The sequence below is a fragment of the Oerskovia sp. Root918 genome, from assembly GCF_001428945.1.
Taxonomy (GTDB): Bacteria; Actinomycetota; Actinomycetes; order Actinomycetales; family Cellulomonadaceae; genus Oerskovia; species Oerskovia enterophila.
Genome location: NZ_LMJG01000013.1, coordinates 237,460 through 253,452, shown reverse-complemented (window position 1 = coordinate 253,452; position 15,993 = coordinate 237,460). Strand labels below are relative to the sequence as shown.

14 protein-coding genes and 1 tRNA gene are annotated in these 15,993 nt (G+C 71.9%); 1 reads left to right on the top strand and 14 read right to left on the bottom strand.

Features of this window, described 5'->3' with window-relative positions; all coding sequences use genetic code 11:
- Positions 1-160 precede the first annotated feature (160 nt).
- Positions 161-1,552 carry a hypothetical protein gene (locus ASE27_RS12315; protein WP_056650588.1) on the top strand — a complete coding sequence of 464 codons (1,392 nt, stop codon included), beginning with the start codon at positions 161-163 and terminating at the stop codon, positions 1,550-1,552.
- A gap of 4 nt (positions 1,553-1,556) precedes the next feature.
- On the opposite strand, the gene ASE27_RS12310 is transcribed toward ASE27_RS12315, so the two are convergent.
- From ASE27_RS12310 to ASE27_RS12245, 14 genes are all read right to left on the bottom strand, one after another.
- Entirely contained in the window at positions 1,557-2,942 is a 1,386-nt protein-coding gene (locus ASE27_RS12310; RefSeq protein WP_056650565.1) for an FAD-dependent oxidoreductase, read from the bottom strand.
- Positions 2,943-3,251: 309 nt separating this feature from the next.
- Positions 3,252-3,324: transfer RNA gene (locus ASE27_RS12305), tRNA-Ala, on the bottom strand.
- A 59-nt stretch (positions 3,325-3,383) separates the two neighbouring features.
- A complete protein-coding gene (locus ASE27_RS12300; RefSeq protein ID WP_056650561.1) occupies positions 3,384-4,064 on the bottom strand; it encodes a histidine phosphatase family protein in 681 nt (226 codons plus the stop codon).
- Positions 4,061-4,507 (bottom strand): ribosome silencing factor, encoded by a 447-nt coding sequence (gene rsfS, locus ASE27_RS12295; RefSeq protein ID WP_056650555.1) that lies wholly within the window; start codon positions 4,505-4,507, stop codon positions 4,061-4,063. Before rsfS ends, ASE27_RS12300 begins: the two co-directional genes overlap by 4 nt.
- A 28-nt stretch (positions 4,508-4,535) precedes the next feature.
- The gene (locus tag ASE27_RS12290) at positions 4,536-5,579 is read right to left on the bottom strand and encodes a hypothetical protein (protein ID WP_157257584.1); all 1,044 of its coding nucleotides are present in this window, start codon (positions 5,577-5,579) and stop codon (positions 4,536-4,538) included.
- Positions 5,572-6,177 carry a nicotinate-nucleotide adenylyltransferase gene (gene nadD / locus ASE27_RS12280; protein WP_056650547.1) on the bottom strand — a complete coding sequence of 202 codons (606 nt, stop codon included), beginning with the start codon at positions 6,175-6,177 and terminating at the stop codon, positions 5,572-5,574. Before nadD ends, ASE27_RS12290 begins: the two co-directional genes overlap by 8 nt.
- 26 nt (positions 6,178-6,203) lie before the next feature.
- On the bottom strand, positions 6,204-6,359 hold the full coding sequence (locus ASE27_RS20645) for a hypothetical protein (protein ID WP_169834194.1): 156 nt from the start codon (positions 6,357-6,359) through the stop codon (positions 6,204-6,206).
- A 113-nt stretch (positions 6,360-6,472) separates the two neighbouring features.
- A complete protein-coding gene (locus tag ASE27_RS12275) occupies positions 6,473-7,822 on the bottom strand; it encodes a glutamate-5-semialdehyde dehydrogenase (protein ID WP_056650545.1) in 1,350 nt (449 codons plus the stop codon).
- Positions 7,823-7,880: 58 nt separating this feature from the next.
- Positions 7,881-8,882: an aldo/keto reductase gene (locus ASE27_RS12270; protein ID WP_056650541.1), complete on the bottom strand. Its 1,002-nt coding sequence runs from the start codon at positions 8,880-8,882 to the stop codon at positions 7,881-7,883.
- A gap of 86 nt (positions 8,883-8,968) precedes the next feature.
- Positions 8,969-10,435 (bottom strand): MFS transporter, encoded by a 1,467-nt coding sequence (locus ASE27_RS12265; RefSeq protein WP_056650538.1) that lies wholly within the window; start codon positions 10,433-10,435, stop codon positions 8,969-8,971.
- 121 nt (positions 10,436-10,556) lie between these two features.
- Positions 10,557-12,203, bottom strand: a complete 1,647-nt coding sequence (locus ASE27_RS12260) for an ABC transporter substrate-binding protein (protein WP_056650535.1) — start codon at positions 12,201-12,203, stop codon at positions 10,557-10,559.
- A gap of 54 nt (positions 12,204-12,257) precedes the next feature.
- Positions 12,258-13,979: an ABC transporter ATP-binding protein gene (locus ASE27_RS12255; protein ID WP_056650532.1), complete on the bottom strand. Its 1,722-nt coding sequence runs from the start codon at positions 13,977-13,979 to the stop codon at positions 12,258-12,260.
- Positions 13,976-14,935: an ABC transporter permease gene (locus ASE27_RS12250; RefSeq protein ID WP_056650528.1), complete on the bottom strand. Its 960-nt coding sequence runs from the start codon at positions 14,933-14,935 to the stop codon at positions 13,976-13,978. Before ASE27_RS12250 ends, ASE27_RS12255 begins: the two co-directional genes overlap by 4 nt.
- A complete protein-coding gene (locus ASE27_RS12245) occupies positions 14,932-15,984 on the bottom strand; it encodes an ABC transporter permease (protein ID WP_082608879.1) in 1,053 nt (350 codons plus the stop codon). The genes ASE27_RS12250 and ASE27_RS12245 overlap by 4 nt, the downstream gene beginning before the upstream one ends.
- Positions 15,985-15,993: the final 9 nt, after the last annotated feature.

The following is a 15,993-nucleotide window of genomic DNA, read 5'->3' as shown; positions in this document are numbered from 1 at the left end:
ACAGGCGGTGCCCGCCCAGGCGGGGCATCGGTCGACGATCCTGAGCGCCTCCTCAGATATCGACTCGAGACGGTCCCACGCCTGATCGGCCGGCGACACATGACTCGCTCGTCGTGATCGGTGGTCACGCAGGGAGTTCGCCAGCCAGTACGCTCGCGCCGTGGAGACTCCCAACAGCTGGACGACGATCGTCGAGAACCTGGCCGACGCAGCCCGCGCCGGCGAGCACGAGGCGTTCTTCGCCGCCGGGCAACGACTTGCCGACTCGTTCGTCAACGCGACGCGGGAGGACCTCGACGCGGCAGTAGTCCTCCTCGCACCCGTGCTCACCGAGGCTCGTGGTTCGCTGGGCGGCACCCTCGCGCAGTACATCGGCTCCCTCGTCGGCATGGACGGCGACGCGACCCCGGTCCTCGATACCCTGGTCGAGCGCGCGTGCACGGCGCTGGACAGCACCCACCTCTTCGTGTCGCTCCACGAGGAGCTCGTCGGTCCCGTCCCCGATCGTGATGACTGCGGGGATCGCGAGTACGAGGCCTTCGTCTCCGCCGCCGCCCACCACATCAGCGATCCTGGCCGCGTGGCCGGGGGGTGGATGAACGCCACGTCATGGGTCCAGCCGGTGCTCGTCCTGCTGCAACGCGCCGACGTGCGCCGCTCGCTTCCGCAGAAGGAACGTCTGACGGCGGCAGCGATCGCGGCGCACGATCTCCTGCCGGACCTCGCACCATGGATGCTCGGTCTGCTGAGGATCCTGGACGACGACACCGTGATCGTGCTGCACAGGGAAACGGGAGTCGGCTTCCGCGCCACGATCACCGGCGTCGCCGACAACTTCCAGCTCCACACGCTGCTCGCCGCGCAGGTCCTCCCGCTGCTCCCCGCGCCACGACAGGGCCTGTTCCGGCGACGCGACACCGGACGGTTGCCCGACGTGCCGACCTCCGCCATGGTCGCCGCGGCCGACGGGTCCGGTGAATACGCGCCCGAGGGCGGGATCGTCGGCCAGTTCAACCTCGTCGACGCCGCGGGCGATTGGATCTGGAACGAGGGAAGGCCCGACGACATCCCGTTGGTCGACGGCGTACGCGTCGTCGTGCTCGACCCACCGCCCTACCAGCGAGGCTGGGATTCCGGTCGCGCCTACCCGCTTCTTCGCGCACGGGTCGAGGTCGCCCCGCTGCCGACCGCCGAGGCTACGGCCTGGCTGTCCCGCGTGGCCCCCTCGAAGACGTTCAGCGAGACCACGTCCACAGCGGCCCCAGAGTGGACTGGCGACATGACCGTGCCGTTGCCGACCGGCCGGGACGTGGCAGGACTCGTCGCACGCGTCCAGGCGCTCGTAGAGGACGGGACCACCGACCTGGAGACGGAGGCCACCGTCGCGCGCGAGTTCTCCCTCACGTCGGACGACGCAGCGCTCGTCGTCGGCCGTTTCCACGGCGGAGCCGCGCGTGCCGCGACGGGGAACGAGGCCAATCTTCCCGATCCGGCCAAGGATCCGATCGCCTACGAGTCGTACCGCCAGGCACTGCAGCGCACGGAGACGTGAGCCGTCAGGCGAGCGACGCCAGCACCTCGTTGAACCCCTCGGTCGAGGACGGGTGGGTGTAGATCGCGTCGCGAAGCTCTGTGGCCTTCACACCGTGCCGCATCGCGAGCGCGACCGTGTTGATCAGCTCCTGCGAGTCCACGCAGAGAAGTGCAGCGCCGAGGACCAGGCCGCTCCTTGCGTCCACGACGAACTTCATGAGCCCGTCGGTCTGCTCGACGATCCGCGCCCTCGGCATCGCGGCAAGCGAGGCGACCGCCTTGCTCGCGACCAACACATCGTGCCCTGCCTCCCGCGCCTCCCGCTCCGTGAGACCCACGCGCGCGAGTGGGGGTGAGAGGAAGACCGTGTAGGGCACCGCGACCCGGTCCGCGGTGGACCGCTCCCCCGAGCCCACGAGCTGGTCGAGCACGATCCGCGAGTCGTCGAGCGAGATGTACGTGAACTGCGGACCGCCGTTGACGTCCCCGACGGCGTACACCCCGGGGACGCTCGTCCGCAGGCGCTCGTCGACCTCGATCGCTCCACGGTCCGTCGTGCGCACCCCAGCCGCATCGAGCCCCAGCCCGGCCGTGACGGGACGCCGCCCCGCGGCCAGCAGGACCAGGTCGCCCGTCACCGCGCCAGTGCCGGCCTCCCCCGGCCCTGCGACCTCGTACGTGACCGTCGCGCCGTCGTCGGCGTCCCGGATCGAGGTCGCGCGCACCCCGGTCAGGAACGTGACCCCCTGCCGCTCGAGGATCCCGCGCGCGGCGTCCGCGACGTCCTCGTCCTCCCGGACGAAGACCCGCTCCGCCGACTCGAGGACCGTGACCTGCGACCCGAACTGCGCATACATGCCCGCCAGCTCGATCCCCACGTAGCCTCCGCCGATGACGACGAGCCGCGCCGGGAGGTCCTCGGTCGCGATGAGCGTCGTGCTCGTCGTCACGCGTGGGTTGTCGAGCACCCCCGGGATCTCGGAGATCACGGGCTCCGAGCCCGTGTCGATCACCACCGTCTCCGCGCGGATCCGCAGGACGTCGCCTCCCGCCCGGACCTCGACCTCGCGCGACCCCACGAACGTCGCCCGCCCCGTCACGACGGTCACGGTGTCGATCACGTCGAGCATGTCGAAGTTCTTGGCGCGCAGCAGCGCCGTGAGGTCGGCCTTGCGGGTGACCGCTCGCGCGTACCAGTGCTTCGGAGCGTCCCCCGACCGACGCGACTCGGCGTCGTGGACCAGCGCCTTGGTCGGTACGCACCCGATGTTGATGCACGTCCCGCCGTACATCTGATCGGACTGCTCGACCATCACGACCCGCCGGCCCCCGCGTCCCATCGCCGCGGCGATCGTCTTGCCACCCTTCCCGAACCCGATGACCAGAAGGTCGACGTGCAAGGCGTCCATGGTCTGTCTCCTTCGACGGTGCAGGCACGGGACGGGGGCTGCGACGCGCCGCGTCGTGGACCCCGTCGCGACCAGTCAACCAGGGACGACCCCGCGGCACAGCCGCAGACAGTGATCGGGGTCACCCCGCGACCTCGGTGCGACCCGCCGGCGTCAGCGCCCGGACAGAGGATCGACCCCCACGACCTCCCCGAAAGACGGCCGACCAAACCCCTGTGATGCGCGACACAATGGGCGGTCCGTCCCGCAGAACAGGCCTGGGAAACGACGAAGGCCGCCTCCCGTGAGGGAGACGGCCTTCGTGTCGGGTGGAGCTGAGGGGACTCGAACCCCTGACCCCCTGCATGCCATGCAGGTGCGCTACCAGCTGCGCCACAGCCCCGAGAACCATTGCTGGTCCCGCACTTCCTTGAGGTTTTCCCCCTCGGAAGCATCGCTAGTTTATGCCGAAGTCGGCTGGAAAATCCAATCGGGTCCAGAGCTCCACTCGTCGAGCGAGAAGTCGGCTCCGACGTTGTGCGCGACGAGCCTCCACGAGGGGTACGCGTTCGCTCCCGAGCGCTGGAGCTGGGACCAGTGGACGTTGTTCAGGCCCGAGATCCCCCGCCAGCTCGTCGGGTCCAGACCGAGCATGGCCGTGATGGCCAACGTGATCGCCGCACCGTGCGAGACGACGACGAGCGTGTCCTTCTCGTCCAGTGCGTCGGCGTGCTCGGTGACGGCCTCGACCATGCGCGCCGCGACGTCGGCCCGCGACTCGGCGCCCGCACGAGCGGGCTCCTCGCCACGGCGCCACGCCGCGTACTCGTCGGGCCAGCGCTCGGAGAGCTCCTCGCCCGTCATGCCCTCCCACTCGCCGAACCCGCGCTCGCGCAGACGCTCGTCGAGAGAGACGGGCATGCCCGTCGCCTTCCCGTAGTACCCGGCCGTCTCGGCCGCACGCGTCAGGTCCGACGCGACGACGAGCGTCGGGGAGTGCGCGGCCGCGAGCGATCGCGCCCCCTGCTCGGCCTGCCAGTGCCCGACGGCGTCCAGCGGGATGTCGACCTGCCCCTGGAGGCGCATGGCCGCGTTGTACTCGGTGCGCCCGTGGCGCAGGAAGACGACGGTGCGCGCGCTCACGCCTGCGTGTCCTCCGCGAGGTAGATGGCGCCGTCGTCCGAGGCGTCGGCATCGTCGGTGCTCGACGACCCGTCTCCGCCACGCGCGTCTTCGGGCAGCTCAATGACCGGGCAGTCCTTCCACAGGCGCTCGAGCGCGTAGTAGACCCGGTCCTCGGCGTGCTGGACGTGCACGACGATGTCGCCGAAGTCCAGCAGGACCCAGCGGGCCTCCGCCTTGCCCTCGCGACGGATCGGCTTGACGCCGACCTTGTGCAGCTCTTCCTCGACCGCGTCCACGATCGCGGACACCTGCCGCTCGCTCGTTCCCGAGGCGATCAGGAAGACGTCCGTGAGCACGAGCTGCTCACTGACGTCCAGGGCGATGATCTCTTCGGCCTTACGGTCCGATGCGGCGCGAGCCGCAATCACCGCAAGCTCGACAGCGCGTTCCGTTGCAGTCACGACTCTCCGTTGTGTGTTCCGAGGCCTGTCAGGAGGACAGGCCGACGTGTGGGTGGGTGGCACTGGCCACGATCTCGCCGGGGGTGGCGGCTGCGGCCTCTGCAGAGCTGCCCTTGAGGAGCATCTGCCAGATCAGCAGGCCGAGCACGAACGCGACGGCGATCAGGATCAGGTAGTGGAGCCAGGTGTAGGCGTGGCCCGGGGGACGTTCGTCCTCGTCGAGCTCGTCGTCCGTGGCGCGCCGTGCGGGCGTCGCCGGGCGAGCACCACCAGCGACGGGGAAGAGGGAATCGACCGGCTCGTCGCGCACCGCGGCGCCCGGTGCACCGAACGGCGAACCGGCCGCGGGACCGGTCTCCCACGGCAGTACCGGGGGCGCCTCGCTCGCTGGCGCCTGCGGCGGGACCGGCGGGGGTGCCGCAGGTGCGGTCGCCTGCTGCCAGGGCAGCGTCGGCTGCGCAGGCGCGGGCGTCGCCGCAGCTCGCGGCGTCTCCGAGGGCTGGATCCGCGAGGACACGGACTCTCGGGCAGGGGTGGCCGTCTGGGACGGCGGGAACGGCGACGGGACGGGGGCTGCCTGCGCCGCGGGCGGGGCTGACTGTGGAGCCGGGGTGGGCCGCGAGGCCGGGGACTCGAACGGGGACGGCGCGGTCGACGGCGCCCGCATGCTCTGACGGACAGGGGGGGTCATCCCTGCCGGCGGTGCCTGGTTCGGTCGGATCGCGACGTGCTCGACGGTCTCCTGGATCGGCGTGAGACGGCCCGTCTGGTCGACTCCTCGCATGCCGCCCGTCATGGAGGGCGGACGCACGACCGGGGCGGGGCTCGGAAACCCGTCGCTCCCCGCCGGGCCGACCGGCTCACGCATCGAGCGGCGCGAGGGCGGCGGTCCTGCCGGCGCGGCCGGGGCCTCCGGAGCGGGAGCGGGAGCGGCTGCCGGCGGCGGGAACCCGCCCGAGGCGGGCGGGGCGGAGGCGGCGGCCTGCTCGGCTGCGGCGGCCTCGCGCTCGCGGATCTCTCGGCGCGTCAAGGGACGGACGGGCTGCATGCTGCCCCCGTGCTGATCACTCATGGTGCTGACCTCTATACAGACCGTGCTTCGCGATGTACTGGACGACACCGTCCGGTACCAGATACCAGACCGGCTGGCCGGCCTCCGCCCGCTGCCGACAGTCCGTCGACGAGATGGCGAGCGCGGGGATCTCCAGCGTGGAGACGACCCCCGGCGGCAGTCCCTCGACGCTGAGCTGATGACCCGGACGGGAGACCGCCACGAAGTGTGCCATCTTCCACAGGTCGTCGGCATCCTTCCAGGTCAGCATCTGCTCGATCGCGTCCGCTCCCGAGATGAAGAAGAGGTCCGCGTCCGGGCGTTGCGCGCGCAGGTCGCGCAGCGTGTCGACCGTGTAGGTGAGCCCCGGTCGGTCGACGTCCACCCGGCTGACCGTGAACCGTGGGTTCGAGGCCGTCGCGATGACCGTCATCAGGTAGCGGTGCTCGGGAGCCGTGACCTTCTGGTGCTGCTTGAAGCTGGGCTTGCCCGTGGGGACGAAGACGACCTCGTCGAGACCGAAACGGGCTGCTGCCTCGCTCGCCGCGACGAGGTGGCCGTGGTGGATGGGGTCGAACGTGCCACCCATCACCCCGAGCCGGGGCCTGCTCGAGGTCATGTCCGACGGGTCCACCAGCGACCGGGTCAGTGGCGGGTACCGACGCTACGGAAGGCGTAGGTCACGAGGAGGAGACCGATGAGCACGCCGAACCCGACGATGCCGAACCCGATCGGCGGGATCGGAAGGTGGGTGACGGCCTCGGCGTTCTCCTGGGCAACCTGTGCGGCAGCAGCGAGCACGATGTCCTCCTACTAGTTCTGGTACGTGGAGCGTGGATCAGTGGATGACCGGCGCCGGGCGCCGATCGTCGTCCAGTCTCTCACGGTCGTGCTGGACGCAGGGCAGCCTGTGATCAGGGACGCACGTGGCCGTCGCCGTGGACGACCCACTTGGTCGTCGTGAGCTCGGCCAGGCCCATGGGCCCGCGCGCGTGCAGCTTCTGGGTCGAGATCCCGATCTCCGCGCCGAGCCCGAACTGGGCCCCGTCGGTGAAACGGGTCGAGGCGTTGACCATGATCGCGGCCGAGTCGAGCTCGGCGACGAAGCGCTCGGACGAGGCCAGGTCGCGCGTGACGATGGCCTCGGTGTGCCCCGACGTCCAGGTGCGGATGTGCTCGAGCGCGGCGTCGAGGTCCGGGACGACACGCACCGCGATCTCCGGCGCGAGGTACTCGCGCGCCCAGTCGTCGTCGGTCGCAGCGAGCACCTCGACACCCGCGGGAGCGAGCTCCGCGGTGCGCGCGTCGCCGTGCAGCACCACCCCGGCCCCGTCGAGCGCGGCGAGCGCCGAGGGCAGGAACTCGGGGGCTGCGTCGGCGTGGACCAGCAGCGTCTCGGCGGCGTTGCAGACCCCGACGCGCTGCGTCTTGGAGTTGAGCAGGATCGCGAGCGCGCTCGCCTGGTCCGCCGAGGCGTCCACGTAGACGTGGCAGTTGCCGACGCCCGTCTCGATCACGGGGACGGTCGACTCGCGCACGACCGTCTGGATGAGGTCTGCTCCGCCACGCGGCACCAGCACGTCGACCAGACCGCGCGCGTGCATGAGCGCGACGGCGCCCGGACGCCCGTGCCGGTCGATGGACTGGACGAGGTCCGCGGGCAGCCCCTGGGCCTCGAGCGCACGCCCGAGCACGTCGACGATGACCTCGTTCGAGGCCGCCGCGGCCGAGCCGCCGCGCAGGATCACGGCGTTGCCACTCTTGAGCGCGAGGCCCGCCGCGTCCACGGTCACGTTGGGGCGTGCCTCGTAGATCATCCCGACGACGCCCATGGGCACGCGGACCTGTCGCAGGCGCAGGCCGTTGGGCAGGGTCGAGCCCCGCACGACCTCGCCGACCGGGTCCGGCAACGACGCGAGGTCGCGCAGCGCGTCGGCGATCGCGGCGATCCGCTCGGGGGTCAGCGCGAGGCGGTCGAGAAGACCGGCGGACGTGCCGTTCTCGCGGCCACGCTTGAGGTCCTGCGCATTGGCCGTGACGATCTCCTCGGTCGCCTCGACCAGGGCGTCGGCCAGCGCGAGCAGCGCGGCGTCCTTGGTCGCGCGCGTGGCGGTCGCGAGCGTGCGCGAGGCCGTCTTGGCGCGGCGCGCCGTCGCCTCGACGGCCTCCGCGACCGTGGGGGCCGGGGTGCCAGACGCCTGCGGGGCACCTGTGGCGGTGGTCGCGGTCTGGTCGAGGTCCGAGTCGGGGATCAGCGCGGTCATGCGACGAGCCTACGTCGCACGAGCCGAGCCTGTCTGCGGCGTCCGGGGACTGAGGCGGTCATCCCCCGAGCAGCTCCATCTGGGGGTGCCGCTGGCCACGGACCTCGCTGCGCGGCCACAGCGCACCGATGGACTCGACCTCGTCCGCGCTCAGGTCCACGAGCGCCGCATCCACGTTCTGCTCGAGGTAGGCGGTGCGCTTGGTGCCCGGGATCGGGACGACGTGCTCCCCCTGGGCGAGGATCCACGCGAGGGCGAGCTGCGCCGTCGTGACCCCACGGCCTGCGGCGACCTCCTCGAGCCGGGCGACGAGCGCCCGGTTGTGCGCGAAGTCCTCGCCGCGGTAGCGCGCGTGGGAGCGACGGACGTCGTCGGCGGCGAAGCCCTCGGTCAGGTCGACCGTCCCCGTGAGGATGCCGCGCCCCAGCGGTGAGAACGGCACGAACCCGATCCCGAGCTCGGTCAGGGCAGGCAGCACCTCGTCCTCGGGGTCGCGCGTCCAGAGCGAGTACTCGCTCTGGACCGCCGTCACCGGGTGCACGGCGTGCGCGCGCCGGACCGTCTCGACCGAGGCCTCCGAGAGGCCGACGTGGAGCACCTTGCCCGCCGCGACCAGCTCCGCGAGCGCCCCGACCGTGTCCTCGACAGGGACCTGGGGATCGACGCGGTGCAGGTAGTAGAGGTCGAGCCGGTCCGTGCCGAGACGGCCCAGGCTCGCGTCGATCGCGCGGCGAACGTAGGCAGGACGTCCGTCGACGGGGCGCCCGTCCGGGTGGCCCCCGGCCGGAGGCAGGCCCAGCTTGGACGCGATGACGACGCGGTCCCGGTCCGGCCCGAGGACTCGCCCGAGCAGCTCCTCGTTGCGACCGTGCCCGTACACGTCGGCCGTGTCGAACAACGTGACACCGGCGTCCAGGGCTGCACGCAGGGTGTCGGTGGCCTCGCGCTCGTCGGCCGGCCCGTAGGCGTCCGTGACGGACATGCCGCCGAAGCCGATCGCGGAGACCGTGAGCGGACCGGCGGGCGCGGCGCCGCCGAGGGTGCGGGTGGGAAGACTCATGCGCGCATGCGATCACCCCGAGGGCCGGAGGACAAGGCCTGCGCCCGTTCTTCCCACCGTTCGAGAACTGGTGTCGACCGAGAGGCTCACGCAGGCTGCAGCGCGGCCTCGGCTGCGGGGCTCCCGGCTCGGGCCCGACGGCGGCGCGCCAGCACGTCGTCGAGCACCGAGCACACCGTGGCCGCCACGGCGAGGAGCGCGGTCACGACGACCGCGCCCGCGAGCGCCGCATCGTGCCCTGCCGGGCTCGCGGCGGCGCCGACGAACGCGCCGGTCATCGCGGCGATGCACACGGTCGCGGAGAGCCGCTGGGAGACCTGGAGCATCCCGGCCGCGACGCCGTGCTGCCCGGTCGGCGCCTGGTCGAGCGTGAGGGCCTGGTTGGTCGAGATGCTCAGGCCGCCCGTCACCCCGGTGAGCACCTGCCCGACGACGAGGCTCGCCACCACGAACCGGTCCGGCAGGAGCAGCACCGCCAGGAGGAGCGCGACGGCGACCGGGATCTTGGCCCCGACCGCGGCGGTGACCCCCGCACGGCCGAAGCGTCGCACGAGCCGCCACGAGAGGTGGGCCGCGACGACCGACGCCAGGGCGCCAGGGGTCGTGGCGAGCCCGGCCTGGAGCGGGGTGAGCCCAGCCCCCTCCTGGAGATAGATCATGAGGACCGCCGAGAACCCGAGCGCCGAGCCGAACGTGAACGTCGCCACGAGACAGCCGAGCGCGAAGCCCGGCGCCCGGAGCAGCTCGGGCGACAGGACCGGAGTCCGCCCCGAGCGGGAGTACCGGCGCTCCCACCACACGAGTGTCGTCGCGCCCACCACGGCGGCCGCACCCCACGACGCCCGTCCCGCGAGCGAACCGGGCAGGACGAACGGCACGAGGAGCCCGAGCGCCGTCACCGAGAGGAGCGCGAGGCCCACCGGGTCGATCCCGGGCGCCGACCTGAGCGGACGGCCGGCGCGCGGCACGAAGCGTGCGCACAGCACCGCGGCCGCGAGCGCGAACGGGAGGGTCAGGACCAGGGAGATCCGCCAGCCCGCTGGACCTGCCGCGGCGAGCACGACCCCACCGACGAGCGGGGCGATCACGGCGGCGAACGCGCCCGTCGAGGCGTAGGAACCCAGGCTGCGCGCTCGCGCGGGGCCGTCGAAGTGGTCCTGGAGCAGCCCGATGACCTGCGGGTTGGCTGTGCCTGCCCCCACTCCCTGGACCAGTCGCGCGACGACGAGCACGTCGGCGTCCCGCGCGCTCGCCCCGACGAGGCTCGTCAGGGCGAACAGCACGAGACCGGCCACGAGGAACCACGGGCGTCCGTAACGGTCGCCCAGTCTGCCCGCCGGGACGAGCGCGAGCCCGAACGTCAACGAGTACCCCGCGAGGATCCACTGGAGCTGGACCGTGCTCGCCCCGAGCCCGTCGCGCAGAGCAGGCGCGGCGACCGTGAGCACCGCGGAGTCGAGGAGCGTCGCGAATCCCGTGACGAGGCACACGACCAGGACGCGGGTCTGGAGCGGGGTGCGGGTGGGGACGACGGGAACGAGACGTCTCGACATGGTGTGCTCTGCTCCGTGGTGGTCGTCGGCCCGCCGACCGCGGGACCGTGGTTCGGACGACGGTCGGGACGCGCCCGGTGGGACCGCCCCTGACGGAGCGGTCCCACCGGGACCCGGGATGCTAGTCGGCGTCCTTCCAGGTGCTGACGAGCGAGTCGAGCCGGGAGTCGGCACCGAACGTGAGCCCGTGCACGGTCGGCTGGGTGCCGATCACGCTCGTGAGCTCGTGCACCGGGATCTGGTAGTACTGGCTCGCGAGGCGCTCCTGGGCCTGCGCCAGGATCTCCGCGCGCTCGGCCGGGTCGCCAGCGGCCAGCTGGGCCTGGAGCAGAGCCTCGAGCTCAGGGTCGGTGATGCGCGGGTAGTTCGTCGCGCCGGTCGAGAAGGCCGTCCGCAGGATGTCCCCGTCGGCACGGGACTGGTTGTGCCAGGCGAAGTCGTAGTCCCCGCCCTGCTGGCGCTCGAGGAACTCCGGCACGGTCCCGCCTTCGAGGGTGATCTCGATGCCGACCGCCTTGAGCTGCTGCTGGAGGAGCTCGAGCGAGGTCTGGTTCGGGCCGAAGTTCGTGATCCACGCGACCTTGAGGGACAGCTTCTGCCCGTCCTTCTCGCGGACGCCGTCGGAGCCGACCGTCCACCCGGCCTGGTCCAGGAGCTTCTCGGCCTTGGCGCGGTCGAACGCGAAGTACGAGCTCTGGTCGGCCCAGCCGGGTGTGGTGCTCGCGAGGACGCTCGTCGCGACCGCGAAGCTCCCGTTGAGCGACGTGTCCCTGATCTCCTCGGCATCGATCGCGAAGGAGATCGCCTCGCGCACCTCGACGTCCGACACGATGGGGCGCGAGTTGTTGAAGTAGACGCCGAACACGTTGCCCGGGTTGGCGCGGCTGATGACCGGGAAGTCGCTGATCTCGAGCGTCTCGATGTCCGTCGGCTGGATCCCTCCGGCGACGTCGACCTGGTCGGAGGTCAGGCTGCCGGTGCGCACACCCGCCTCGGGGACCACCTGGAACGTGACCTTCTCGAGGTGCGGTGCACCGTCGTTGCCCAGCGCGGAAGGTGCCCAGGCGTACTCGGCGCGCTGCGCCAGGACCGTCTCGACGTCCTTGGTGTACGACTCGAGGACGAACGGACCGGTGCCGACGACCCCTTCTCCCGTCGCCCGGTCGTCGAACGGGATCGCGACCGTCGACGCGGCGACGATCCCCAGGGCGGGCGACGCCGTCGAGCTGGGGAAGGCCGCGTTGGGCGTCGCGAAGTCGACCTCGACGGTGTCGTCGTCGATCACGTTCGTCCCTTCGTAGCCCACGAAAGAGCTGAGCGCGCCGCTCTTCGCCCCTGCCGCCACGATGTCGTCGAAGGTCCCCTTGACCTCGGCCGCCGTCAGGGGCGTGCCGTCGGAGAACGTGACGTCGTCACGCAGCTCGAACGTGAAGGTCGTGGCGTCCGCGTTGGCGCTCCAGCTCGTCGCGAGCCACGGTTCGAGCTCGTTCGTGTCCGGGTTCTGGTAGAGCAACGAGTCCACGATCTGCCGGGTGACGTAGAGGGTGTCGTTGCCCGACCCCGTGCCGGAGGGATTGAGCGAGATCGGGTCGTTCCCGATCGCGAAGGTGAGCTCACCTCCGTCGACCGGGCTAGAGGTCGAGGCCGAGACGTCGTCCGCGACCGAACCGGTCCCTGCTCCTGCTCCCCCACCGCACGCGGTCAGGGCAAGGGTGGCGGCGACGGACGTCGCGAGGGCGGTTCCTCCCCGTCGGATACGTGCGTTCATGATTCTCCTTCGTCGTGGACCGAGGTCCGGTGGTGGTGGTGCGGAAAGCGCGGGTCAGTCCTGGTGGAGCGCGCGGGCGCCCGGGATCGCGTCGAGCAGGTTGCGGGTGTACTCGTGCCGGGGTGAGCGGAAGACCTCGTCGACCTGCCCGGTCTCGACGACCTTGCCCCGGTGCATGACCGCGACGGTGTGGGCGATCTCCCGGACCACCGCGAGGTCGTGCGAGATGAACAGGTAGCTGAGCCCGAGCGACTCCTGGAGACCGGAGAGCAGCCCGAGGATCTGGGACTGCACCTGGACGTCGAGGGCCGAGACGGGCTCGTCGAGCACGAGAAGCTCGGGGTTGATCGCGAGGGCCCGTGCAATCGCGACCCGCTGGCGCTGCCCGCCCGAGAGCTCGGACGGCTTGCGGTCGAGCGCCGAGGCCGGCAGGGCGACGACGTCGAGCAGCTCGAGCGCGCGCGAGCGCCGCTCGTGCCTCGAACCCAGGCCGTACGCGGCGAGCGGGTCGGTCACGACCTCGCCCACCGACAGCCGGGGGTTGAGCGAGGCGAACGGGTTCTGGTGCACGAGCTGCACCCGGCGCCGGAGGTCGCGCAGGCGTGCCCCACGCACCTCGGTCACATCGGCCCCGTCGAACGTCACGGTCCCGCTCGTGACGTCGGTCAGCCGCAGCGCGAGCCGCGCGGTCGTCGACTTCCCGGAGCCGGACTCCCCCACGAGGGCGAACGTGTGGCCGCGCGGGATCCGGAAGCTCACGTCGTCGACGGCACGATGGGTGCCGCCCCCGGCGGCGCGCGGGAGGGGGAAGTCCTTGACCAGGTGTCGGGCCACCAGGACGTCCTGCCCGGTCGGGTCCGCCGGTCCGTCGTCGGCCGCCCGTGCGACGAACGGGTCCCCCGCGCGCCCGGCGAACGTCCGTTCGCTCACGGCTCGGGTCAAGGGTGTCGCTGTCCGACGCAGCTCGCCGTGCGCGTTGAGGCTCGGAGCCGAGGCGAGGAGTGCTCGCGTGTAGGGGTGCTCAGGGTGCTCGAGCACCTCGCGCGGGGTGCCGACCTCGACGACCCGCCCCTCCGACATGACGACGATCCGGTCTGCCCGGTCCGCTGCCACGCCGAGGTCGTGGGTCACCAGGAGGACGCTCGTCGCGGTCCGTCGGGTCAGTGCCGCGAGGTGGTCGAGGATCTGTCGCTGGACCGTCACGTCGAGCGCGCTCGTGGGTTCGTCGGCGATCAGCAGCGCGGGTTCCGCGATGATCGCGATCGCGATGAGGACGCGCTGGCGCATGCCGCCCGAGAGCTCGTGCGGGTACTGCTGCGCGCGGACCTCGGGGTCCTCGAGGCCCGCGGCCCCGAGCGCCTCGACGGCCTGCGCCCTGGCAGACCTGCGGTCGGCCAGACCGTGGACGAGCAGGACCTCTGCCACCTGGTGGCCGATGCGCTTGACCGGGTCGAGCGAGACCGTGGGGTCCTGCGGGACGAGCCCGATCTGCCGGCCGCGGAACGACCTCAGCGCCGCGGGCGAGGCGGTCGCCAGGTCGGTTCCCTGGAAGACGATCCGGCCGTGCGTGACCGCCGCGGACGATGCGAGGAGCTGGACGATCGCGTGCGCGGTCGTGGACTTCCCCGACCCGGACTCGCCGACGACCGCCACGGTCTCGCCGGGGAGCACGTCGAACGAGACGTCCTGGACGGCCGCGACCGTCCCGCGGCGCGTGCGGTACTCGACCGCCAGGCTGTCGATGCGCAGCAGCGGTGCGCTCCGGTCCGTGCTCATCGGTTCCGCCGTCCTTCGGTGTCGAGGGCTCGCGAGATGCGGTTGGCCGAGAGGACCGTCAGCACGATCGCGAGCCCGGGGAGGGTCGTGAGCCACCACGCGTTGCGCAGGAAGTCACGTCCGGTCGAGACGAGCTGACCCCACTCGGGGGCAGGCGGCGGCGCCCCGTAGCCCAGGAAGCTGAGGGACGAGACCGCCAGGATCGCGGTGCCGAGCTCGAGGGTCGCGAGGACCACGACGGGCCCGGCCGAGTTCGGCAGGACGTGCCGCAGCAGCACGCGGTGCCAGCGGTTCCCCGACGCCTGCGCGGCCTCGACGTACACCGAGCTGCGGACGCGCACGACCTCGGACCGCATGATGCGGGCGACGCTCGCGACGCTCGCGAGCCCCACCGCGATCGCGACGTTCACGGTGCCGAACCCGAGGACCGTGACGAGCGCGAGCGAGAGCAGCAGGCTCGGGATCGCGAGCAGGACGTCGGCGACCCGCATGACGGCGTCGTCGACCCAGGAGCCGAAGAACCCCGCGAGCAGGCCCAGCGTCGAGCCGACGACGAGCCCGAGGCCGACCGCGATGAGCGAGGCCTGGAGCGTGAGCGCTGTGCCGTGAACCACCCGGGAGTAGAGGTCGCGGCCGAGCTGGTCGGTCCCGAACCAGTGCTCGGCCGACGGCGGCTGGAGCTTGTCGGCCGGCACCCCGGTCAGCGGGTCGGAGTGCGCGAGCAGCGTCGGGGCGAAGGCGGCCACCAGGACGACGACGATCCAGACCACGGCCGCGAGCAGACCGGGCCGCCGGACCACGAAGCCCAGGCCCGCCACGAGGCTCGAGAGGCCACGGACGCGGCCGGGCGGCAGGTCCGCGGACGAGGGCCGCCGAAGACCGGGCGTGGTGCCGTCGACGGCATCGGCCTCCGGCAGGACGCTCTGCTCGTGCGGGGCGAGGGCGGTGTCGGTCATGCTGCACCTCCGTGAAGGACGGCGACCTCGGGGGTCGACGATCTGGTGGGTACGGTCTGGTCCTCGGGGGCGGCGGCCCCTCCCCCGGGCGTCGCCCCAGGCGTGGTCGCGCCTCGGCGACGTCCCGTCACCACGCGGGGATCGAGCAACGGGTAGGCCAGGTCGACGAGCAGGTTGGACACGACGAACACGACGGCGGCGAAGATCACGATGCCCTGCACGACCGGGATGTCCTGGGTCTGCACCGCGGACGCGGTCACGCGGCCGAGTCCCGGTCGGGAGAACACCGTCTCGGTGACGACCGTGCCGGAGAGCAGCTGGCCGACGATCAGGCCGGTCATCGTCAGTGCGGGCAGCGCGGCGTTGCGCAGGGCGTGCGAGAAGAAGACCCTCGGGCGACCGGCTCCCTTGGCCCACACCGCGTCGATGTACGGCTCCCGCAGCGTGGTGGCCAGGCTCTTGGACAACAGCTGGGCGATCGTCGCCCCGGTGGGCACGGCGAGCGTGATCGCGGGCAGGACGATCGAGGCGAACCCCTTGTTCCCCATCGCGGGGAAGATCGGCAGGGTGAAGGAGAACCACTGGATGAGCAGGAGGCCGAACCAGAAGGCGGGGATCGCGACCCCGAGGGGCGGCAGCCCGAGGAGCAGCTGCCCGAGACCGCGGAACCGTGTGTAGGTGGCCGCGACGGCCAGCCCTCCGCCGAGCACCACCGCGAGCAGCAGACCGGCCGCGGCGATCTGCACGGTCGGTGGGATCGCCTCGACGATGAGGTCCGCAGCGGGGCGCCCCGTGCTGATCGACTGACCGAGGTCCCCGCGGAACAGCCCGGCGAGCTGGGAGAAGTACTGGACCACGAGCGGGCGGTCCAGACCGTGCTCGGCACGGAGCGCGTCGAGCTGCTCGGGGGTGATGTCGTTGGCGTCGGCCCCGGCCATGAGCTGGGCCGGGTCGCCGGGCAGGGCGTAGAGCACGATGAAGGACACCGTGTAGGCGGCCCAGAGCACGCCGACCGCCTGGGCCAGTCGCGTCGCGAGATAGCGTCCCATGGTGGTTCT